We start from the raw sequence: 22,062 nt of genomic DNA, 5'->3' as shown, positions 1-22,062 counted from the left end.
CTACAGCTCGCAGACCAAGGTTCCAGTACCGGCCAGGATGTTTTCAAGGGTTTCTTTCACTTCATCCATGTCACTCAACTCGCTGGTCAGGTTGATCTCCAGCACTTCATCCCCCTTCAGCGCGTCCCGGTCACCGGCCGCCACTTCGATCAGCAGGCGCTTGGCGCTCAGGGTCACTTTAAGGCCATCCAGCGTCGACGGCTCGTCATCCAGGGTCAGGTCGACGGTGTCCTCGTCCGGGTAACGGGTAAGCAGGAACATCTGACCCTTGTCGCTGTGGCAGCACAGGGTCGCCATGTTGTCTTCCTCGTCATCGCAAGGGGTGGCGAACAGCAGGGCGGTGTTGATTTGCATGAGCAGGCTCGGGTCAACGGAAACGGAAGGGAATTCTGACAGTCTTGCGTACAGGCATAAACGTAAAGTTACCGCCCCTTGACCGAAATTGTCGCAGCGCTGCAAGCGTAGATGACCGATCAGTCGTTAAGCTTCGGCGAGCCCTGAGCGTGCCTGCGCACGTTCAACGTCTGGTTTTTTACCGTCCGCCATGCCACGGGTTGGCTATCGTTGATCCGAACACGGCGCACGCAGCGACGCTTCAATTATTACAAAGCCCAAGCGGAGTACCACAGATGGCGTTCTTCACCGCAGCCAGCAAAGCCGACTTTCAGCATCAACTGCAAGCGGCCCTGGCGCAGCACATCAGCGAGCAGTCCCTGCCACAAGTGGCGCTGTTCGCCGAGCAGTTCTTCGGCATCATCTCTCTGGACGAACTCACCCAACGCAGGCTTTCCGACCTGGCCGGCTGCACCCTGTCAGCCTGGCGCATCATCGAGCGTTTCGACCCCGAATATCCGCAAGTACGGGTGTACAACCCTGATTACGAACGCAATGGCTGGCAGTCGACCCATACCGTGGTCGAAGTGCTGCACCATGACCTGCCGTTCCTGGTCGATTCGGTGCGCACCGAGCTCAATCGCCGTGGTTACAGCATCCACACCCTGCAAACCACCGTACTCAGCGTGCGCCGTGGTGCCAAGGGCGAGCTGTTGGAACTGCTGCCCAAGGGTACCCAGGGCGAGGGCGTGTGCTACGAGTCACTGATGTACCTGGAGATCGACCGCTGCGCCAACGCCGCCGAGCTGACAGTGCTGACCCGCGAAATCGAGCAGGTGCTGGCCGAGGTACGGGTGGTGGTGGCCGACTTCGAACCGATGAAGGCCAAGCTGCGTGAAGTGGTGGCGCAGGTGGAGCAGACTGCCTTTGGCCCTGCCCAAAACGAGAAGGGCGAAGTCAAGGCCTTCCTCGAGTGGCTGCTGGATAACCACTTCACCTTCCTGGGCTATGAAGAATTCACCGTCAAGGGCGACGCCGATGGCGGCCAGATGGTCTACGACGGGCAGTCGTTCCTCGGCTTGCCGCGTCGCCTGCGCGTGGGTTTGAAGGCAGAAGAGCTGCGCATCGAAGACTATGCCGTGGCCTACCTCAACGAGCCGCTGTTGCTGTCGTTCGCCAAGGCCGCGCTGCCCAGCCGCGTGCACCGCCCGGCCTACCCGGACTACGTGTCGATCCGTCAGCTGGACGCCGATGGCAAGGTGATCAAGGAGCACCGCTTCATGGGGCTGTACACCTCGTCGGTGTATGGCGAAAGCGTGCATGCCATTCCGTACATCCGCGTGAAGGTGGCCGAAGTCGAGCGCCGTTCGGGCTTCGATCCCAAGGCCCACCTGGGCAAGGAACTGGCCCAGGTGCTGGAAGTGCTGCCGCGCGACGACCTGTTCCAGACGCCGATCGACGAGCTGTTCAGCACAGTCATGGCAATCGTGCAGATCCAGGAGCGCAACAAGATCCGCGTGTTCCTGCGCAAAGATCCGTACGGCCGCTTCTGCTACTGCCTGGCCTACGTCCCGCGGGAAATCTACTCCACCGAAGTGCGGCAGAAGATCCAGCAGGTGCTGATGGAGCGTCTGAAGGCCAGCGACTGCGAGTTCTGGACCTTCTTCTCCGAATCGGTTCTGGCCCGTGTGCAACTGATTCTGCGGGTCGACCCCAAGAACCGCATCGACATCGACCCGCAGCAGCTGGAACGCGAAGTCATCCAGGCCTGCCGCTCGTGGCATGACGATTACTCGGCACTGGTTGTAGAGAACTTCGGCGAAGCCCAGGGCACCAACATCCTTGCCGAGTTCCCCAAAGGCTTCCCGGCCGGGTACCGCGAGCGCTTCGCTGCACACTCGGCGGTGGTCGACCTGCAGCATGTGCTGAGCCTGTCGGAAAGCAAGCCGCTGGCAATGAGCTTCTACCAACCATTGACCCAGGTTGGCGAGCGCACGCTGCACTGCAAGCTGTACCACGCCGACACCCCGCTGGCGCTGTCCGATGTGCTGCCGATTCTGGAAAACCTTGGCCTGCGCGTGCTCGGCGAGTTCCCGTATCGCCTGCGCCATGCTAATGGCCGGGAATACTGGATTCACGACTTCGCCTTCACCTACAGCGAAGGCCTGAGCCTGGAGATCCAGCAGCTCAACGACACCCTGCAGGACGCTTTCATCCACATCGTCCGTGGTGACGCCGAGAACGACGCCTTCAACCGCCTGGTACTGACTGCCGGCCTGCCATGGCGCGACGTGGCCCTGCTGCGCGCTTACGCCCGTTACCTGAAGCAGATTCGCCTGGGCTTCGACCTGGGTTACATCGCCAGTACCCTGAACAACCACACCGATATCGCGCGCGAGCTGACCCGGTTGTTCAAGACCCGCTTCTACTTGGCACGCAAGCTCACCCAGGACGACCTTGACGACAAGCAGCAGCGCCTGGAGCAGGCCATTCTGGCTGCGCTGGACGACGTTCAGGTGCTCAACGAAGACCGCATCCTGCGGCGCTACCTGGACCTGATCAAGGCCACCCTGCGTACCAACTTCTACCAGCCCGACGCAAACGGCCAGAACAAGTCGTACTTCAGCTTCAAGTTCAACCCCAAGCTGATCCCCGAACTGCCCAAACCGGTGCCAAAGTTCGAGATATTCGTCTATTCGCCACGCGTCGAGGGCGTGCACCTGCGCTTTGGCAACGTCGCCCGTGGCGGCTTGCGCTGGTCCGACCGGGAAGAAGACTTCCGCACTGAAGTGCTGGGCCTGGTCAAAGCCCAGCAAGTGAAAAACTCGGTCATCGTGCCGGTCGGCGCCAAGGGCGGCTTCCTGCCGCGGCGTCTGCCGATTGGCGGTAGCCGTGACGAGATTGCCGCCGAAGGCGTGGCGTGCTATCGCATCTTCATTTCCGGCCTGCTCGACATCACCGACAACCTCAAGGACGGTGGCGTGGTGCCGCCGGCCAACGTGGTGCGTCATGACGATGACGACCCGTACCTGGTGGTGGCGGCCGACAAAGGCACCGCGACGTTCTCCGACATCGCCAACGGCATTGCCATCGACTACGGCTTCTGGCTCGGCGACGCCTTTGCCTCGGGCGGCTCGGCCGGTTACGACCACAAGAAAATGGGCATTACCGCACGCGGCGCCTGGGTGGGCGTACAGCGTCACTTCCGCGAGCGTGGCATCAACGTGCAGGAAGACCCGATCACCGTCATCGGGGTGGGCGACATGGCGGGCGACGTGTTCGGCAATGGCCTGCTGATGTCCGACAAACTGCAACTGGTGGCAGCGTTCAACCACCTGCATATCTTCATCGACCCCAACCCCGAGCCAGCCGCCAGCTTTGCCGAGCGCAAGCGTTTGTTCGATCTGCCGCGTTCGGCCTGGAGCGACTACGACACCAGCATCATGTCCGAAGGCGGCGGGATCTTCCCGCGCAGTGCCAAGAGCATCGCCATCAGTGCGCAGATGAAGGAGCGCTTCGCCATCGAAGCCGACCGCCTGACCCCGACCGAGCTGCTGAACGCGCTGCTCAAGGCCCCGGTGGACTTGCTGTGGAACGGCGGCATCGGAACCTACGTGAAGGCCAGCACTGAAAGCCACGCCGATGTGGGCGACAAGGCCAACGATGCGCTGCGGGTCAACGGTAACGAACTGCGCTGCAAGGTGGTGGGCGAGGGTGGCAACCTGGGCATGACCCAGCTCGGCCGGGTCGAGTTCGGCCTGAACGGCGGCGCCACCAACACCGACTTCATCGACAACGCCGGCGGCGTGGACTGCTCCGACCACGAGGTCAACATCAAGATCCTGCTCAACGAAGTGGTGCAGGGTGGCGACATGACCGAGAAGCAGCGCAACCAGCTGCTGGGCAGCATGACCGACGAAGTCGCCGGGCTGGTGCTGGGCAACAACTACAAGCAGACCCAGGCGCTGTCGTTGGCCGCCCGCCGCGCCCGCGAGCGGATTGCCGAGTACAAGCGCCTGATGGCCGACCTCGAGGCGCGTGGCAAGCTGGACCGCGCCATCGAATTCCTGCCGTCCGAAGAGCAGTTGGCCGAACGTCTGGCTGCCGGTCAGGGCCTGACCCGCGCCGAGCTGTCGGTGCTGATCTCGTACAGCAAGATCGACCTCAAGGAGCAACTGCTCAAGTCGCTGGTGCCGGACGACGACTACCTGACCCGTGACATGGACACCGCTTTCCCGCCGTCCCTGGTCAGCAAGTTCGCCGAGGCCATGCGCCGCCACCGCCTGAAGCGCGAAATTGTCAGCACCCAGATCGCCAACGACCTGGTCAACAACATGGGTATCACCTTCGTCCAGCGCCTGAAGGAGTCGACCGGCATGAGCCCGGCCAACGTGGCCGGCGCTTATGTGATCGTGCGCGACATCTTCCACCTGCCGCACTGGTTCCGCCAGATCGAGGCACTGGACTATCAGGTACCAGCAGAAATCCAGCTCACCCTGATGGACGAGCTGATGCGCCTGGGCCGCCGTGCCACCCGCTGGTTCCTGCGTAGCCGCCGTAACGAACAGGACGCTGGGCGCGATACCGCGCACTTCGGGCCGAAGATCGCGCAGTTGGGTCTGAAACTTGATGAGCTGCTCGAAGGCCCCACCCGCGAACGCTGGATGGTGCGCTACCAGGGCTTTGTCGAGGCCGGTGTGCCGGAGTTGCTGGCGCGTATGGTGGCAGGTACCAGCCACCTGTACACCCTGCTGCCGATCATTGAAGCGGCCGACGTTACCGGCCATGAGCCGGCGCAGGTGGCCAAGGCATTCTTCGCCGTGGGCAGCGCGCTGGACCTGACCTGGTACCTGCAGGAAATCAGCAACCTGCCGGTGGAAAACAACTGGCAGGCGCTGGCCCGCGAGGCATTCCGCGACGATATCGACTTGCAGCAGCGGGCGATCACCATTTCGGTCCTGCAGATGGTTGATGCACCGGAAGACATGGATGCTCGTGTGGCGCTGTGGGCAGAGCAGCACCGGGGAATGGTGGAACGCTGGCGCGCCATGCTCGACGACCTGCGCAATGCCACGGGTATTGACTATGCGATGTACGCGGTGGCCAACCGCGAGCTGGTCGACCTGGCCATGAGTGGGCAGGCAGCCGTGGTGCCGTCCTGAGCCTTGTGGTGAGGTAAAGCAAAGCCCCGGCAGTGATGCCGGGGCTTTTTTTTGTATGCCTGGGCTGGCCCTTTCGCGGGTGAACCCGCTCCTACAACGGCCTGTGTCCAACCCTCGATGTGTGTCCAACACTGATCTGTGTAGGAGCGGGTTTACCCGCGAATACGGTAGCGGCGGTAACGGTGAGTGGCCGGGGAGATTGGCCAGCAGGGCCGGCCCTTTCGCGGGTGAACCCGGTCCTATAGGGGAGCGGGCCCGGACAGGTTTACTTGAACCGCCTCTCCACGCCTTTTTCGACCAGGATCTTGGCGGAAATTTCTTCCACCGAAAAATGCGTGGAATTGATGTTGGGAATGTTCTCCCGGCGGAACAGGCTTTCCACTTCACGTACTTCGAACTCGCACTGGGCAAAGCTGGAATAGCGGCTGTTGGGCTTGCGCTCGTGGCGGATGGCGGTGAGGCGGTCGGGGTCGATGGTCAGGCCGAACAGCTTGTTGTGGTGCTTTTTCAGCACCGCCGGCAGTTGCAGGCGCTCCATGTCGTCCTCGGTCAGCGGGTAGTTGGCGGCACGGATGCCGAACTGCATGGCCATGTAAAGGCAGGTTGGGGTCTTGCCGCAACGCGAAACGCCAACCAGAATCAGGTCGGCTTTGTCGTAGTAGTGGGTGCGTGCACCGTCGTCGTTATCCAGGGCGAAATTCACCGCCTCGATGCGTTCCATGTAGTTGGAATTGCCGCCGATCGAGTGGGATTTGCCCACGGAATACGACGAATGGGCAATCAATTCCTGCTCAAGTGGGGATAAAAACGAAGAAAAGATGTCGATCATGAAGCCATTCGAGGTCGCCAGGATCTCGCGGATGTCCTGGTTGACGATGGTGTCGAAGATGATCGGACGGACCCCATCCCGCTCGGCCGCAGCGTTGATTTGCTGGACCATGGCCCGCGCTTTGTCCGGTGAATCGATGTAAGGACGGGTGAATTTGTTGAAGGGAATGCTCTCGAATTGCGCGAGCAAACTCTGGCCCAGGGTTTCGGCAGTGATACCCGTGCCGTCGGAGATGAAGAACGCGGTTCGTTTCATTTGCGATCTGGGCCTTAAGCTGATGACGATTCTTGGATATGATAAGTTCGGTTTGCCGAATGCGGCTGTCGACATTCTGCCACATTTGCAGAGCCTATTTTCCAGGTACAGGCCACAAACGCCCGGCCAAGTCAAAGAAGACAGGCGGGCGCCTTTTGAGCTTTTCCAACACAGTTAGTGGAGAGATCACCTTGGTAGAGTACGTAGTTTCCCTCGATAAGCTCGGCGTCCATGATGTGGAGCATGTGGGGGGCAAGAACGCATCCCTGGGCGAGATGATCAGCAACCTTGCCGGTGCTGGTGTATCGGTGCCGGGCGGCTTTGCCACTACGGCGCAGGCGTACCGCGATTTTCTCGAACAGAGTGGTCTGAACGACAGGATTCACGCTGCGCTCGACGCACTGGACGTAGATGACATCAACGCCCTGACCAAGACCGGCGCGCAGATTCGCCAGTGGGTCATGGAAGCCGAATTCCCGCCACGTCTGGATTCGGAAATCCGTACGGCCTTCGCCGAAATGGCCGCCGGCAATGACAACATGGCCGTTGCCGTGCGTTCCTCGGCTACCGCCGAAGACCTGCCGGACGCCTCGTTCGCCGGCCAGCAGGAAACCTTCCTCAACATCCGCGGCGTCGATAACGTGATCCGCGCGGCCAAGGAAGTGTTCGCTTCGCTGTTCAACGACCGCGCCATCGCCTACCGCGTGCACCAGGGCTTCGATCACAAGCTGGTTGCCCTGTCTGCCGGTGTGCAGCGCATGGTCCGCTCCGAAACCGGCACCGCCGGCGTCATGTTCACCCTCGACACCGAGTCGGGCTTCCGCGATGTGGTATTCATCACTGGTGCCTATGGTCTGGGCGAAACCGTCGTACAGGGTGCAGTCAACCCTGACGAATTCTACGTGCACAAGAACACCCTGCAGGCCGGCCGTCCGGCCATCTTGCGCCGCAACCTGGGCAGCAAGGCGATCAAGATGGTCTATGGCGACGAAGCCAAGGCCGGCCGTTCGGTCAAGACCGTCGAAGTCGACCGCGCCGAGCGCGCACGCTTCTGCCTGACCGATGCCGAGGTCAGCGAGCTGGCCAAGCAGGCCATGATCATCGAACAGCACTACCAGCGCCCGATGGACATCGAGTGGGCCAAGGACGGTGACGACGGCAAGCTGTACATCGTCCAGGCCCGCCCTGAAACGGTGAAGAGCCGTTCCAGCGCCAACGTCATGGAACGCTACCTGCTCAAAGAGAAAGGCACCGTGCTGGTCGAAGGTCGTGCCATTGGCCAACGTATCGGCGCTGGCAAGGTTCGTGTCATCAACGACGTATCGGAAATGGACAAGGTCCAGCCGGGCGACGTACTGGTCTCCGACATGACCGACCCGGACTGGGAACCGGTGATGAAGCGCGCCAGTGCCATCGTCACCAACCGCGGTGGCCGTACCTGCCACGCGGCGATCATCGCCCGTGAGCTGGGTATTCCGGCGGTAGTCGGTTGCGGCAATGCTACCCAGGTACTGAAAGACGGCCAGGGCGTGACCGTTTCCTGTGCCGAAGGCGATACCGGCTTCATCTTCGAAGGTGAGCTGGGCTTCGACATCAAGCAAAACTCGGTCGATGCCATGCCGGAACTGCCGTTCAAGATCATGATGAACGTCGGCAACCCGGACCGCGCCTTCGACTTCGCCCAGTTGCCCAACGCCGGTGTCGGTCTGGCACGCCTGGAGTTCATCATCAACCGTATGATCGGCGTGCACCCCAAGGCGCTGCTGAACTATGCGGGCCTGCCTGCCGACCTGAAAGACAGCGTCGACAAGCGCATCGCCGGCTACAACGACCCGGTCGGCTTCTACGTCGAGAAGCTGGTAGAAGGCATCAGCACCCTGGCGGCGGCCTTCTACCCGAAAAAGGTCATCGTGCGCCTGTCGGACTTCAAGTCCAACGAGTACGCCAACCTGATCGGCGGCAAGCTGTACGAGCCGGAAGAAGAAAACCCGATGCTGGGCTTCCGCGGTGCTTCGCGTTACATCAGCGAATCGTTCCGTGACTGCTTCGAGCTCGAGTGCCGTGCACTGAAGCGTGTGCGCAACGAGATGGGCCTGACCAACGTCGAGATCATGGTGCCGTTCGTGCGCACCTTGGGCGAAGCCAGCCAGGTTGTCGACCTGCTCGCAGAAAACGGCCTGGCCCGCGGCGACAACGGCCTGCGCGTGATCATGATGTGCGAACTGCCGTCCAACGCCATCCTCGCCGAAGAGTTCCTGGAATACTTCGACGGCTTCTCGATCGGCTCCAACGACCTGACCCAGCTGACCCTGGGGCTGGACCGTGACTCGGGCATCATTGCCCACCTGTTCGACGAGCGAAATCCTGCGGTGAAGAAGCTGCTGGCTAACGCCATTGCCGCGTGCAACAAGGCCGGCAAGTACATCGGCATCTGCGGCCAAGGCCCATCGGACCATCCGGACCTTGCCAAGTGGCTGATGGAACAGGGCATCGAAAGTGTATCGCTGAACCCGGACTCGGTACTCGAGACCTGGTTCTTCCTGGCCGAAGGCCAAGGCGCGGCCTGAGGCTGTAAAACGCAGGGGGACGTCTGGCGTCCTCTTGCCTGGTTTTTTCCAGGGCGAGCTCCAGCAATGGATCCCGCCCTTTTTTGTGCACCAAGCAACCTTATGCAAAGCAGCAGCACTCTATTCCCCGTGGCCCTGCTCAGTGCCGAGCGCCGCGGCGATCTCAGCGAAGACGTGTATCGGATCAAGGCCGGTAATGGCCCGGACCCCAGCGTCGAGCTCGCCATCACCCGTCTGGGGCTGGCCGACCAGGGTCAGGCCCAAGGCGTGCCGGTCGTTCTCCTGCACGGCAGTTTTTCCAATCGGCGCTTCTGGTATTCGCCCAAAGGGGTTGGCCTGGGTGCCTATCTTGCGCGCGCCGGTTTCGATGTCTGGATCCCGGAAATGCGCGGCCATGGCCTGTCGCCGCGTAACCAGGACTGGAAGCACAACAGCGTTGCCGCCTACGCCCGTGATGACCTGCCGTTGATCAACGCATTCGTGCGCGAGCAGTCGGGCCAGGCGCCGCACTGGGTTGGCCATTCCTTGGGTGGCACCACCCTGGTAGCTGCGCTGGGCGGTGGTTTTCTGGCTGCCGAGCAAGTGGCCAGCGTGGCGTTGTTCGGCACCCAGATCAGCCGTGTCTATTGGCCGTTGAAAGTGCCACCGCTGGCTTGGGGTGCGAAGCTGGTGCTCAAGCGTTGGGGGCAGATATCCGGGCCACGCTTCAAGCGTGGGCCTGAAGACGAGCCGATAGGCCTGGCCCTGGAGAGCATGCGCTGGCACGGCCTGTTCGGGCGCTTTGGCGACAAAAAGCACGATTGGTGGGCGGGGCTGGCAGAGGTGGATGTGCCGCTGCTGGCGGTGGCCGGCGCTGGGGACTTCCAGGACCCGGTGTGGGCCTGCCGCAAGCTGTTCGAGCAGTTGGGCGGCGAGCGCAAGCAGTTCCTCCGGCTGGGGCGTGAGGAGGGCTTCGAGGCCTTCGGGCATGTCGACATGCTGGTGAGCAAGGCCGCGCAGGTGCAGGTGTGGCCGCTGGTGGAGCGCTGGCTGCGCAATCCGCTGCTGCCGGTGCATGCGTCCACTGTGGTTGCGGAACCTGTGCCTGCCAGCTGACTTTGCTGCACCTGTCATGGCCTCTTCGCGGGTGAACCCGCTCCTACACAGATTGGTGGTGGACACAGGCCGTCGTAGGAGCGGGTTTACCCGCGAAAGGGCCGGCCCTGCTGGCCAATTTCCCTCCGCCGTTCACCGTTGACGCCGCCACCGTATTCGCGGGTAAACCCGCTCCTACACCTGGATAACGGCGTGTTCCTGTGCAGGCGCGGGTCTCGCGTGAGTGGGCCGGTACAGGATGAATACAAATGACTGCCCGGTCCCGGATGACTGCGACAGCCTCCAAGGTGTAGCCTTGGCCGATACCCGCTTTCGTTGTGACTGACAGGAGCTTCCCATGCAGCATTACGTAACGCCCGACCTGTGTGACGCCTACCCGGACCTGGTACAAGTACTGGAGCCGATGTTCAGCAATTTTGGTGGCCGCGACTCGTTCGGTGGCCAGATCGTCACCATCAAGTGTTTCGAGGACAATTCGCTGGTCAAGGAGCAGGTTGAACTCGACGGCAAGGGCAAAGTACTGGTAGTCGATGGCGGGGGGTCGCTACGCCGTGCGCTGCTCGGTGACATGCTCGCCGAAAAAGCCGCAAAAAACGGTTGGGAAGGCTTGGTGATCTACGGCTGTGTGCGTGATGTCGACGTGCTGATCCAGACCGACGTCGGCGTGCAGGCCCTGGCCAGTCACCCCATGAAGACTGACAAACGCGGTATTGGCGATCTCAACGTGGTGGTGACCTTCGCCGGGGTAACCTTCCGTCCGGGCGAGTATGTATATGCCGACAACAATGGCGTGCTGGTTTCGCCGAGCCCGCTGAAAATGCCGGAGTAATGCGCTGCACGCGCTGATGGAGCTTTGATGCTGGAGGAAGACAACGCGCAGTGGGGGCTGGTGCATGCCCTGGTGCTCGATGGCAAAGGCGGCGCGCGCTCGATTGCCCGTACCGAACTGGATGACCTGCAGCTGCAACCGGAGCAGAGCCTGTGGCTGCACTGGGACCGCAGCCATCCGCAAACCCGTACCTGGCTGTTGCACGACAGCGGCCTGAGCGAGTTCGCCTGCGAGCTGCTGCTGGAGGAAAACACCCGGCCGCGCCTGCTGCCCTTGGCGGACGAACAGCTGTTGCTGTTCCTGCGGGGCGTCAACCTCAACCCGGGTGCCGAGCCCGAAGACATGGTTTCGGTACGCATCTTTGCCGAGGCGCAGCGGGTTATCTCGCTGCGCCTGAGGCCGTTGCGCGCCAGCGATGAAATTCTCCAGCTGCTGGAACAGGGCAGGGGACCGAAATCGGCCTCGGAACTGTTGCTGTTGATGGGTGAGTTGCTGACCGAAAAGGTTCAGGGCCTGGTCAGCGACCTGGCCGAGCTGGTCGACCTGGAGGAAGAAAAGGTTGAATCCGACGAGCGGTATACCCCGGAACAGGGCAGCCTGCAGCAGATCCGCCGTCGCGCCGCTGGCTTGCGCCGCTTTCTCGCCCCGCAACGGGAAATCTACGCGCAGTTGTCGCGCAGCAAATGGAGCTGGTTCGCCAATGCCGACGCCGATTACTGGAATGAACTCAACAACAGCCTGATCCGTTATCTCGAAGAGCTGGAGCTGGCCCGCGAACGCGCTGCACTGGTGCTGGAAAGCGAGGACCGGCGGCGCAGCGAGCGGATGAACCGCACCATGTACCGCTTTGGCATCATCACCTGCATCTTCCTGCCCATGAGCTTTGTCACCGGGCTGCTGGGCATCAATGTCGGCGGCATCCCCGGGGCGCAAAACCCTTTGGGCTTCCTGTTCGCCTGCATCGTCGTGCTGGGGTTGGCCGTGGGGCAGTGGTGGCTGTTCCGGCGGTTGCGGTGGGTATAGCTGTGCAATTTGAAACATTCGTCCCAACGGGATGTGTGACCCGTTGCCCGGCCATCTCGTCTCTTGCTGACACTGCGCGAGGTGCCCATGCACGATCCGTTTGAAGAATCCCTGCGCGACCTGCTCAAGGCGTCACCCTCCGGCAATGACCGGGACGACCGGGATGACGCCGCTTGCCTGGGTCGCGTGCTGAAAACCGCCAACCGCCAGGTTGGCGCGGGTGATCTGTTCAGCTTGCTTGGCCGCTGGTGCCAGGCGCTGCTGATTGCCGTGAACAATGGCTCGGCGCACGTTGCGCCGGTGCGTCGACACTCTTCCCGCAACGCTGCCAGCGGCAGCAAAGCAGATAAGGCCGATTGAATATGGAACTCGATCTCTGGACCCAGAGCCTGGTCACCGCGATGACTGCCCTTTGGACCAAGGTAGCGAACTTCATCCCCAACCTGTTTGGCGCGCTGGTCGTGGTGCTGCTCGGTTTCGTGGTGGCCAAGCTGCTCGACACGCTGCTGTCCAAACTGTTGGCCAAATTTGGCCTGGACCGCCTGATGGCCGGCACCGGCCTCACCAAAATGCTCGGTCGGGGCGGTATCCAGGTGCCGATCTCGACCCTGATCGGCAAGATCGTCTACTGGTTCGTGCTGCTCATTTTCCTGGTCTCGGCCGCGGAATCGCTGGGCCTGGAGCGGGTTTCGGCAACCCTCGACATGCTCGCCCTGTACTTGCCCAAGGTGTTCGGCGCGGCCCTGGTGCTGCTGGCCGGCGTGCTGCTGGCGCAGGTGGCCAACGGCCTGGTACGTGGCGCTGCCGAAGGTATCGGCCTGGAATACTCGGCGGGCCTGGGGCGTATCACCCAAGGTCTGGTGATCATCATCAGCATCTCGGTGGCCATCAGCCAGTTGGAAGTGAAAACCGACCTGCTGAACCACGTCATCGTTATCGGGCTGATTACCGTTGGTCTGGCCGTTGCCTTGGCCATGGGCCTTGGCAGTCGCGAAATCGCCGGGCAGATCCTGGCCGGCATCTACGTACGCGAGCTGTACCAAGTGGGCCAGCAGGTGCGGATTGGAGAGGTCGAAGGGCATATCGAGGAGATCGGTACGGTGAAGACGACGCTGCTGACCGATGATGGCGAACTGGTGTCGCTGTCTAACCGCGAGCTGCTTGAACAGCGAGTCAATAGCCGCTAACCGCACAAAAGCTGTTAATGTATGCCGCCGCGAAATTCGACCCACGGGGTCGCGCGGCGACATTGACCTGACTGTCGGCCAGATCCGTTTTGAATAAAGTTCATTCGCCGCCCATGCGCTATGACCCCCGCGAGCTCACAGACGAAGAGTTGGTGGCGCGTTCGCATGAGGAGCTGTACCACGTTACCCGCGCCTATGAGGAGCTCATGCGGCGCTACCAGCGGACCCTGTTCAACGTCTGTGCGCGTTATCTGGGGAACGACCGTGACGCGGACGATGTCTGTCAGGAAGTGATGCTGAAAGTGCTGTACGGGCTGAAAAACTTCGAGGGTAAGTCGAAGTTCAAGACCTGGCTCTACAGCATCACCTACAACGAGTGCATTACCCAGTACCGCAAGGAGCGCCGCAAACGTCGGTTGATGGATGCCTTGAGTCTGGACCCTGTTGAAGAGGCGTCCGAAGACAAGGCTCCGAAACCGGAAGAAAAAGGCGGGCTGGACAAGTGGCTGGTGCATGTGAACCCGATTGACCGGGAAATTCTGGTGCTTCGTTTTGTCGCAGAGCTGGAGTTTCAGGAAATTGCCGACATCATGCACATGGGCCTGAGCGCCACGAAAATGCGTTACAAGCGTGCGCTAGACAAGCTTCGGGAGAAATTTGCCGGCCTTGATGAAACTTAGAGGCGTGCAAGTATCTCTAACGAACCGGCGAGTTCTGCTAGACTCGCCGTCGAGTTGTCCCTCTTGTTTGTGGTGGGACTGCTTAACTATCACCAGATGGGGATTTAACGGATGAAATTGAAAAACACCTTGGGCTTGGCCATTGGTTCGCTTGTAGCCGCCACTTCGATTGGCGCTATGGCACAAGGTCAAGGCGCCGTCGAGACTGAAATCTTCTACAAGAAAGAATTCTTCGACAGCCAGCGCGACTTCAAGAACGACGGCAACCTGTTCGGCGGTTCGATCGGTTACTTCCTGACCGACGACGTTGAGCTGCGTCTGGGCTACGACGAAGTGCACAACGCTCGTGGCGAAGACGGCAAGAACATCAAGGGCTCGAACACCGCCCTGGACGCCGTTTACCACTTCAACAACCCGTACGACGCTATCCGTCCATACGTTTCCGCTGGTTTCTCGCACCAGTCGCTGGGCCAGACCGGCCGTGGCGGTCGTGACCACTCCACCTTCGCCAACGTTGGCGCTGGTGCCAAGTGGTACATCACCGACATGTTCTACGCCCGTGCCGGCGTAGAAGCTCAGTACAACATCGACCAGGGCGACACCGAGTGGGCCCCGAGCGTTGGTGTTGGCCTGAACTTCGGCGGTAGCCCGAAGCAAGCTGAAGCTGCTCCGGCTCCAGTTGCTGAAGTCTGCTCCGACTCCGACAACGACGGCGTGTGCGACAACGTCGACAAGTGCCCAGACACCCCGGCCAACGTTACCGTTGACGCCGACGGCTGCCCGGCTGTTGCCGAAGTCGTTCGCGTTGAGCTGGACGTCAAGTTCGACTTCGACAAGTCGGTCGTCAAGCCTAACAGCTACGGCGACATCAAAAACCTGGCTGACTTCATGAACCAGTACCCACAAACCACCACCGTGGTTGAAGGTCACACTGACTCCGTGGGTCCAGACGCTTACAACCAGAAGCTGTCCGAGCGTCGTGCCAACGCTGTCAAGCAAGTCCTGACCCAGCAGTACGGCGTAGAATCCAGCCGTGTTGACTCGGTTGGCTACGGCGAAACCCGTCCGGTTGCTGACAACGCTACCGAAGAAGGCCGTGCTATCAACCGTCGCGTTGAAGCTCAGGTAGAAGCCCAGGCCAAGTAATTGGTGTGAAGCTTCATGAAAAACCCGGCCTCGGCCGGGTTTTTCTTTGCCTGGGTTTTAACCGACCTCAAAGGCTGCCCCAGGTCAGCCTGCGATTGCGATGCGCCCCGGAGCCAGTTGCTCTCCGACCACCTCCCCAATCACCAAGATCGCCGGGCTACGTAAGCCAAACCCGCTCGCAGCTTCCACCATTCCCTGCACATCGCTTCTGCACTCCCGCTGCTGCGGCAACGAGGCATTTTCGATCATCGCCACCGGCATCCCCGGCGCCATGCCTCCCGCCAGCAATCCCTGGCGCACCTGCTCCAGCCGCGCCACCCCCATGTATACCACCAGCGTTGTTCCGCCCTGAGCCAAGGCCGCCCAGTTCAGCTCGCTATCGTCCTGTGTGTGCGCCGTCACCAGCGTCACCCCTCGGCTCACACCCCGTGAAGTCAGGGGAATCCCACATTGGGTGGCCCCGGCAAGGCCGGCGGTGATGCCGTTGATCACCTCTACCTCGATGCCATGCCCCTGCAACCACAGCGCCTCTTCACCGCCACGGCCAAAGATGCAAGGGTCGCCGCCCTTGAGTCGCACCACGCAACGACCCTGTCGCGCGTGGCGCAGCATCAGGCGCTGTATGAACGCTTGCGGTGTAGAGCGGCAACCGCCGCGCTTGCCCACGGTCATCACCCGGGCCTGCGGGCAATGCTCAAGCACTGCCGGGTTGACGAGGTCGTCGACCATGACCACGGCGGCTTGCTGCAACGCACGCACTGCCTTGAGGGTGATCAGTTCAGGGTCGCCAGGGCCGGCACCGACCAGCCATACTTTTGCATTCATCAGGGTTTCCTCATCGGCAAGGTGCGGTCAGCCCTTGAGCAGGGTGAACAGCAGTATCAGGTTGATCAGCAACGACAGCAGGGCCAGGGTGCGCCACACCTTCAGCGGCTCGCGTTCCAGCAGCGGCCGTGGTCGGCTGGGCAGATCCTGGCGGTCGCCGCGCTCGAGCAGCAGCAACCAGTGTTCGGCGGTTTCGAAGCGCTGCGCCGGGTCGCTCGCCACAGCCTGCAGCAGATTGTGCTGCAGCCATTCCGGCAGGTCGGGTCGGTAGCGCGCGGCGTTGACCGGCTGGCCGAAGCGCGGGCGCTGAAAGGCCTCGACCTCGCCGTACGGGTAGTGTCCGGTCAGCAGGTGGTACAGGGTTACGCCGACTGCATACAAGTCCTGACGCGGGCTGGGCGGGTGGCCATCGAATGCTTCCGGGGCGATGTACGAGGGCGTGCCGGGCAGCTCGTGCAGCGGGTCTTCGGACAGGCCCGGGCAATAGGCCAGGCCGAAGTCCAGCAGGCGCAGTTGCCCATCGCGGCCCAGGTGCAGGTTGTCTGGCTTGATATCGCGGTGCAGCAAGTTGCGCCGATGCAGCACGCCGACTGCCTGCAGCAGTTGCCGGGCGACCTCCAGCCATTGCGGCAGGGGCAGCGGGCCTTGTTCGGCCAGTAACGCCGCCAGGTTTTGGCCGGGATATTCGCGCATTACGTAGTACAGGTGCTGGCGCTGACTGGCGGTGTGTAGCTCGGGGAAGTGCCGGCCGGCGATGCGGCGCAGAAACCACTCTTCCAGCAACAGCCCTTGGGCCGCCCCCGGCTCCTGTTCGCGTGCAGTGGGGAGGGTCTTGAGCAGCCAAGGCTGGGTCTTGCTATCGCGTACTTTGTACAGCAAGGACTGGCGGCTGTGCGCGTGCAGTGTTTCGACCTGCCAGCCGTCGATCACCTGGCCCTCGCGCAGGGGGCCGGGCACTGGCCACTGTTGCAGTTGCGCCAGGGTATCGCCCAGGTTGGCCGTGCCCAGTTGTTCGACTTGCACCAGCAAGGCGCTGGCGTTGTCCTTGCTACCGTTGAAGTGGGCGCTGGCCACCAAGGTGTCGGCGGCCAGTTGCAGGTCAGTTTGCTCGCGCAGCACGGCCTGTATGTGTTGTTCGCCCAGGCTGGCCCAGACCCCGTCGCTGAGCAGCAGGAAGCACTCGCCCGCTTGCAGCTCGCCCTCCAGATAATCCACCAGCAGGTGCTGGTCCAGGCCCAGCGCCCGTTTCAGTACATGCTGCATGCCCGGTTGGTCCCATACATGGTCTTCGCTCAGGCATTGCAGGTGCCCCTCGTGCCAGCGGTACACCCGGCAGTCGCCGACATGGGCCAGGGTAAAGCGCCTGCCGCGCAACACCAGCGCGCTAAGCGTGGTCAGCAACGGCTGGCCGCTGCCCTGGGCGCGCAACCAGCGGTTCTGCGCCAGCAGCAGGCGGTCGAGGGCCTGGGCCACGCTCCAGGTGGCTGGGGTGGCGTAGTAATCCAGAGCCAGTGCCTGCAGGCTGGCCCGCGCCGCGAGGCCGCCATCGGCACATTGGCTTACGCCGTCGGCCAAGGCGAACAGGTAGCCTTTGCTGGCGGCCAGCTCTGGTGCCGGCGTGACCAGGCGCAGGGCGTCCTGGTTTTCCTCGCGCGGCCCGGTGGCGCTGGCCTGGGCAAAGCTCAGTTGCAGACTCATCGGCGTGCCTCAGACCCGCGCTGCGGTGACTGCAGTCGAGCCCCAGGTGGTGCGCCAGCGCTGTTTCACACCGTGCAGGCCGAACCAGGCCAGCAGGCCCAGGCTGGCGAACAGCCACAACCCCATCTGGTAGTCACCGGTGTGCTGTTTGATGGTGCCCAGCCCGGCCGCCAACAGGAAGCCGCCGATGCCGCCGGCCATGCCGATCAGGCCGGTCATTACCCCGATCTCTTGGCGGAAGCGTTGCGGTACCAGTTGGAATACCGCGCCATTGCCCGCCCCCAGGCCGAGCATGGCGCTGACGAACAGCGCCAGTGCGGCCGCGGCAGAGGGCAGGTTGAAACCGACTGCGGCAATGCAGATGGCGGCCACGCCGTACATGCCCAGCAGGGTGCGGATGCCGCCAAAACGGTCAGCCAGGGCGCCGCCGAGCGGGCGCATCAGGCTGCCGGCGAACACGCAAGCGGCGGTGTAGTAGCCGGCGGTGACCGGGCTCAGGCCGTATTGGTCGCTGAAGTAGCCGGGCAGGGCGCTGGCCAGGCCGATGAAGCCGCCGAAGGTGACGCTGTAGAAGAACATGAACCACCAGCTGTCACGGTCGCCCAGTGCCTTGAGGTAGTCGGCCATGGCTTTCGGCTTGGGCCGTTGTGGGGCATTGCGCGCCAGCAGGGCGAACACCACCAGCGCCAGTGACAGCGGGATCAAGGCAAAGCCGAATACATTGTTCCAGCCAAAGGCCGCTGCCAGTGCCGGTGCCAGCAAGGCAGCGAACACCGTGCCGGAGTTGCCCGCGCCGGCGATGCCCATGGCCTTGCCCTGGTGCTGTGGCGGGTACCACTGCGAGGCCAGCGGCAGCGAGACGGCGAAGGAAGCACCGGCAAAGCCCAGGAACACGCCTAGCAGCAGTGCCTGTTCATAGCTGTGCACGCCAAGGTGCCAGGCCGCAGCCAGGGCGACGATAACCACCACCTGGGCGATCAGGCCGGCAGTCTTGGGCGACAGGCGGTCGACCAGAACGCCCAAGGCAAACCGCAGGAGCGCCCCGGCCAGGATCGGCGTGGCGACCATCAGGCCCCGTTGTTGTGCGCTCAGTTGCAGGTCGGCAGCAATCTGCACCGCCAGCGGGCCCAGCAGGTACCAGACCATGAAGCTGAGGTCGAAGTACAGAAACGCGGCGAACAGCGTGGGCACATGCCCGGATTTCCAGAAGCTGGTACTCATCGAACACCTCACTCGGTAGTACAACGGAACGAAAAAGACGTCGCCACCCGCTCCACGAGGTGGAGGGGCGAGCGACGTCTTTGTCGGGATTCAAGTGGGGTAACCGCCGTTGGCTACCGGTACGATTTGTCGAGCAAGAGATGGGCCAACTTCTGGCGCGGCCGGCAAGAGATTTTCAGCGCGTCAGCCGAGCATCTCATGCATGGCAATGATCTGTTCGGCCACCTGGATCAGCTTCTGCTGCCGGCTCATGGCCTGGCGACGCATCAGGGTATAGGCCTGCTCTTCGTTGCAATCCTTCATCTTCATCAGCAATCCCTTGGCTTGCTCGATGCGCTTGCGTTCGGCCAATTGCTGATCGCGCGCCAGCAACTGCGCCTTGAGTGCCTGGTCGCTTTCGAAGCGGGCCATGGCCACATCCAGGATCGGCTGCAGCCGCGCAGCGTGGATGCCCTCGACGATATAGGCGCTGACCCCTGCCTGAATCGCCTGGCGCATCATCCCGGGGTCGTGCTCGTCGGTGAACAACACGATGGGCCTGGGCTGGTCACGGCTGACCAGCACCACCTGTTCCATCACATCGCGGTCTGGTGAGTCGGTATCGATCAGCACCACGTCCGGGCGCACCGTTTCGACGCAGGCGGGAAGGTCGATGGTCAGGTCCGGGGCTTCGATGACCTCGAAGCCGGCCTCACTCAACGCCGCCCTGAGACGACCAAGCTTGCTCTGGGTATCGTCGATCAGCAGGATGCGCAACATGTTCGTCCCCCCCCTCACGCGCCGACACGGGCATCGGGCAGGTCGCCCAAGGCATGCAAGCTGAAACTGCGGGCATAGCCGAAGGGGTCGCTGCCGTCCCAGCGGGAGCCATCGATCAGCAGGCTGCTGCGCATCGGTTGGTCCGGGCAAGCGATGCCCAGGCTCTGTGCGGCCTCGCTGTACAACTGCAGTTGCTGGACCTGCCGGGCCACGCCGAGGTAGTCGGGGTCTTCGCGCAGCAGGCCCCAGCGGCGGAACTGGGTCATGAACCACATGCCGTCGGACAGGTAGGGCAGGTTGGCCCGGCCTTGGTCGAACAGGCGCAGGGCGTGTGGGTCTTGCCACTCATTGCCCAGGCCATCCTCATAGTGGCCGAGCAGGCGGGGGGCTATGCTGTCCAGCGGGGTGTCCAGGTAGGCGCTTGCGCTCAGCAGTTGCGCGGTGCTGCGGCGGTTTTCCGGGCTTTGCTCGATGAACCGGCTGGCGGTGAGGATCGCCTTGATCAGCGCACGGGCGCTGTTGGGATATTGCCCGGCAAAGGCGCGTGTGCAGGCCAGGACCTTTTCCGGGTGATCCGGCCAGATCGACTGGCTGGTGGCCAGGGTGAAGCCTTGGCCTGTGGCCACGGCGTCGGCGGCCCAGGGCTCACCGACGCAGAAGCCGTCAATGCGCCCGGCTTGAAGGTGTGCAGCCATCTGCGCCGGTGGCACCACGACGCTGTCGACGTCGCGCAGCGGGTGGATGCCGTGGCTGGCCAGCCAGTAATACAGCCACATGGCGTGGGTGCCGGTGGGGAAGGTCTGGGCGAACGTCAGGCGCGCGCCATGCTGGTGCACCAGGCGTGCCAGTGCCTCAGGGTTGGTCACGCCCTTGCGCTGCAGGGCAGGGGACAGGTTGATAGCCTGGGCGTTCTGGTTCAGCCCCATGAGCACGGCCATGTCGTTGGCAGGTACGCCGCCAATGCCCAGGTGCACGGCGTAGACCAGGCCATACAGGCAGTGCGCGGCGTCCAGTTCGCCGCTGACCAGCTTGTCGCGCAGCCCGGCCCACGAGCCTTGGCGCTTGAGGTTGAGGGTAAGGCCGTGCTGCTGGGCGAAGCCCTGGGTGGCGGCGACCACTACCGAAGCGCAGTCGGTCAGGGCCATGTAGCCGATGTTCAGGCTGGTTTTTTCCGGCGCGTCGCTGCCGTTGACCCAGGCCAGGGGCGTTGCTCGGGGTACAGTGTTCACAAGAGTCCTCGCCCTTACTGATAAGGCTGTGGGCTGAAAGGGTGCAACCGATGTGCCAAGCGCTCCACGATTTGCTGTCCTGCCAGCTCCTCGCTGGCTATAATCGCCCCCTCACTCACCCTGAGCCTTGCCCGCCCATGTATACCCTGGCCCGCCAGCTGCTGTTCAAGCTTTCCCCGGAAACTTCCCACGACCTGTCCCTGGACCTGATCGGCGCCGGTGGCCGTATGGGCCTCAACGGCATGCTGTGCAAGCAACCGGCATCATTGACGGTTTCGGTCATGGGCTTGAACTTCGCCAACCCGGTGGGGCTCGCAGCCGGCCTGGACAAGAACGGCGCGGCCATCGACGGCTTCGCCCAGTTGGGCTTCGGTTTTGTCGAAATCGGCACTGTCACCCCGCGTCCGCAGCCTGGCAACCCCAAGCCGCGGTTGTTCCGTCTGCCGGAAGCCACGGCCATCATCAACCGCATGGGCTTCAACAACCTGGGCGTTGATCACCTGCTCGAGCGCGTACGCGCTTCGCGCTACAAGGGGGTACTGGGCATCAACATCGGCAAGAACTTCGATACACCGGTCGAGCGTGCCGTCGATGACTACCTGATCTGCCTGGACAAGGTCTACACCGCCGCCAGCTACATCACGGTCAATGTCAGCTCGCCAAATACCCCGGGCCTGCGCAGCCTGCAGTTCGGGGACTCGCTCAAGCAGTTGCTCGACGCCCTGGCCGAGCGCCGCGAGCAACTGGCCGGTACACATGGCAAGCGCGTGCCGCTGGCAATCAAGATTGCGCCGGACATGAGCGACGAAGAAACGGCGCTGGTGGCCGCCGCGCTGATGGAGTCGGGCATGGATGCGGTGATCGCCACCAACACCACGCTGGGCCGTGAAGGTGTCGAAACATTGCCGTACGGTGGCGAGGCGGGTGGCCTTTCGGGCGCACCGGTGCTGGAGAAAAGCACTCATATCGTCAAGGTGCTGGCAGGTGAGCTGGGCGGCAAGTTGCCGATCATTGCCGCCGGTGGCATTACCGAAGGCCGCCATGCTGCCGATAAGATCGCGGCCGGGGCGAGCCTGGTGCAGATCTACTCGGGCTTCATTTACAAGGGGCCGGCGCTGATTCGCGAAGCGGTGGATGCTATCGCGGCAATGCCGCGGTGACCTGACAAGCCCGCCCCAGCAGGGACAGTGTGGGTACAGCTGATGAGATTTTCCAAGGCATAAA

Annotated in this window: 17 protein-coding genes; 10 read left to right on the top strand and 7 right to left on the bottom strand. The window is 62.5% G+C overall.

The window, feature by feature from the left end:
- Positions 1-354 (bottom strand): hypothetical protein, encoded by a 354-nt coding sequence (locus ACF8GF_RS20115; RefSeq protein ID WP_014591821.1) that lies wholly within the window; start codon positions 352-354, stop codon positions 1-3.
- Between the two features lie 275 nt (positions 355-629).
- On the opposite strand from ACF8GF_RS20115, the gene ACF8GF_RS20110 reads away from it, so the two are divergent.
- Positions 630-5,495, top strand: a complete 4,866-nt coding sequence (locus ACF8GF_RS20110; RefSeq protein WP_392460981.1) for an NAD-glutamate dehydrogenase — start codon at positions 630-632, stop codon at positions 5,493-5,495.
- A 265-nt stretch (positions 5,496-5,760) separates the two neighbouring features.
- Here ACF8GF_RS20110 and ACF8GF_RS20105 read toward each other — a convergent pair whose 3' ends face one another.
- A complete protein-coding gene (locus ACF8GF_RS20105; RefSeq protein ID WP_021785502.1) occupies positions 5,761-6,579 on the bottom strand; it encodes a pyruvate, water dikinase regulatory protein in 819 nt (272 codons plus the stop codon).
- A gap of 191 nt (positions 6,580-6,770) precedes the next feature.
- Between ACF8GF_RS20105 and ppsA the strand changes: the two genes are divergently transcribed.
- The 8 genes from ppsA (at position 6,771) to ACF8GF_RS20065 (ending at position 15,106) form a co-directional block, all read left to right on the top strand.
- Entirely contained in the window at positions 6,771-9,146 is a 2,376-nt protein-coding gene (gene ppsA / locus ACF8GF_RS20100; RefSeq protein ID WP_019752139.1) for a phosphoenolpyruvate synthase, read from the top strand.
- Positions 9,147-9,248: 102 nt separating this feature from the next.
- The gene (locus ACF8GF_RS20095; RefSeq protein ID WP_339534362.1) at positions 9,249-10,241 is read left to right on the top strand and encodes an alpha/beta fold hydrolase; all 993 of its coding nucleotides are present in this window, start codon (positions 9,249-9,251) and stop codon (positions 10,239-10,241) included.
- A gap of 337 nt (positions 10,242-10,578) precedes the next feature.
- Complete coding sequence (rraA, locus tag ACF8GF_RS20090; RefSeq protein WP_003248652.1) at positions 10,579-11,070, top strand: ribonuclease E activity regulator RraA; 492 nt, start codon at positions 10,579-10,581, stop codon at positions 11,068-11,070.
- Between the two features lie 27 nt (positions 11,071-11,097).
- Positions 11,098-12,093 carry a zinc transporter ZntB gene (locus ACF8GF_RS20085; RefSeq protein WP_176684436.1) on the top strand — a complete coding sequence of 332 codons (996 nt, stop codon included), beginning with the start codon at positions 11,098-11,100 and terminating at the stop codon, positions 12,091-12,093.
- Between the two features lie 87 nt (positions 12,094-12,180).
- Positions 12,181-12,453, top strand: a complete 273-nt coding sequence (locus ACF8GF_RS20080) for a hypothetical protein (RefSeq protein ID WP_028697557.1) — start codon at positions 12,181-12,183, stop codon at positions 12,451-12,453.
- 2 nt (positions 12,454-12,455) lie between these two features.
- Positions 12,456-13,280, top strand: coding sequence for a mechanosensitive ion channel domain-containing protein (locus ACF8GF_RS20075; RefSeq protein ID WP_003248659.1), 825 nt, complete (start codon positions 12,456-12,458; stop codon positions 13,278-13,280).
- Between the two features lie 113 nt (positions 13,281-13,393).
- Entirely contained in the window at positions 13,394-13,960 is a 567-nt protein-coding gene (gene sigX, locus ACF8GF_RS20070) for an RNA polymerase sigma factor SigX (RefSeq protein WP_003248665.1), read from the top strand.
- A gap of 111 nt (positions 13,961-14,071) precedes the next feature.
- Complete coding sequence (locus tag ACF8GF_RS20065; protein WP_176684435.1) at positions 14,072-15,106, top strand: OmpA family protein; 1,035 nt, start codon at positions 14,072-14,074, stop codon at positions 15,104-15,106.
- A gap of 84 nt (positions 15,107-15,190) precedes the next feature.
- Here ACF8GF_RS20065 and cobA read toward each other — a convergent pair whose 3' ends face one another.
- The 5 genes from cobA to ACF8GF_RS20040 form a co-directional block, all read right to left on the bottom strand.
- Positions 15,191-15,931, bottom strand: coding sequence for a uroporphyrinogen-III C-methyltransferase (cobA, locus tag ACF8GF_RS20060; RefSeq protein WP_392488405.1), 741 nt, complete (start codon positions 15,929-15,931; stop codon positions 15,191-15,193).
- Between the two features lie 27 nt (positions 15,932-15,958).
- Positions 15,959-17,629, bottom strand: coding sequence for a protein kinase (locus ACF8GF_RS20055; RefSeq protein ID WP_392460979.1), 1,671 nt, complete (start codon positions 17,627-17,629; stop codon positions 15,959-15,961).
- A gap of 9 nt (positions 17,630-17,638) precedes the next feature.
- Complete coding sequence (locus ACF8GF_RS20050; protein WP_392488404.1) at positions 17,639-18,850, bottom strand: nitrate/nitrite transporter; 1,212 nt, start codon at positions 18,848-18,850, stop codon at positions 17,639-17,641.
- Positions 18,851-19,033: 183 nt separating this feature from the next.
- A complete protein-coding gene (locus tag ACF8GF_RS20045) occupies positions 19,034-19,609 on the bottom strand; it encodes an ANTAR domain-containing response regulator (protein ID WP_176684431.1) in 576 nt (191 codons plus the stop codon).
- 14 nt (positions 19,610-19,623) lie between these two features.
- Complete coding sequence (locus ACF8GF_RS20040; protein ID WP_209964588.1) at positions 19,624-20,838, bottom strand: CmpA/NrtA family ABC transporter substrate-binding protein; 1,215 nt, start codon at positions 20,836-20,838, stop codon at positions 19,624-19,626.
- A 137-nt stretch (positions 20,839-20,975) separates the two neighbouring features.
- Here ACF8GF_RS20040 and ACF8GF_RS20035 point away from each other — a divergent pair, with 137 nt between their 5' ends.
- Positions 20,976-21,998, top strand: coding sequence for a quinone-dependent dihydroorotate dehydrogenase (locus ACF8GF_RS20035; protein ID WP_392488403.1), 1,023 nt, complete (start codon positions 20,976-20,978; stop codon positions 21,996-21,998).
- Positions 21,999-22,062: the final 64 nt, after the last annotated feature.

Origin of the sequence: Pseudomonas sp. yb_5, from assembly GCF_043103865.1 — a bacterium.
Classification (GTDB): Bacteria; Pseudomonadota; Gammaproteobacteria; order Pseudomonadales; family Pseudomonadaceae; genus Aquipseudomonas; species Aquipseudomonas putida_Y.
Note: the sequence above shows the minus strand (reverse complement) of the source record. Positions and strands in the feature narration are given on the sequence as shown.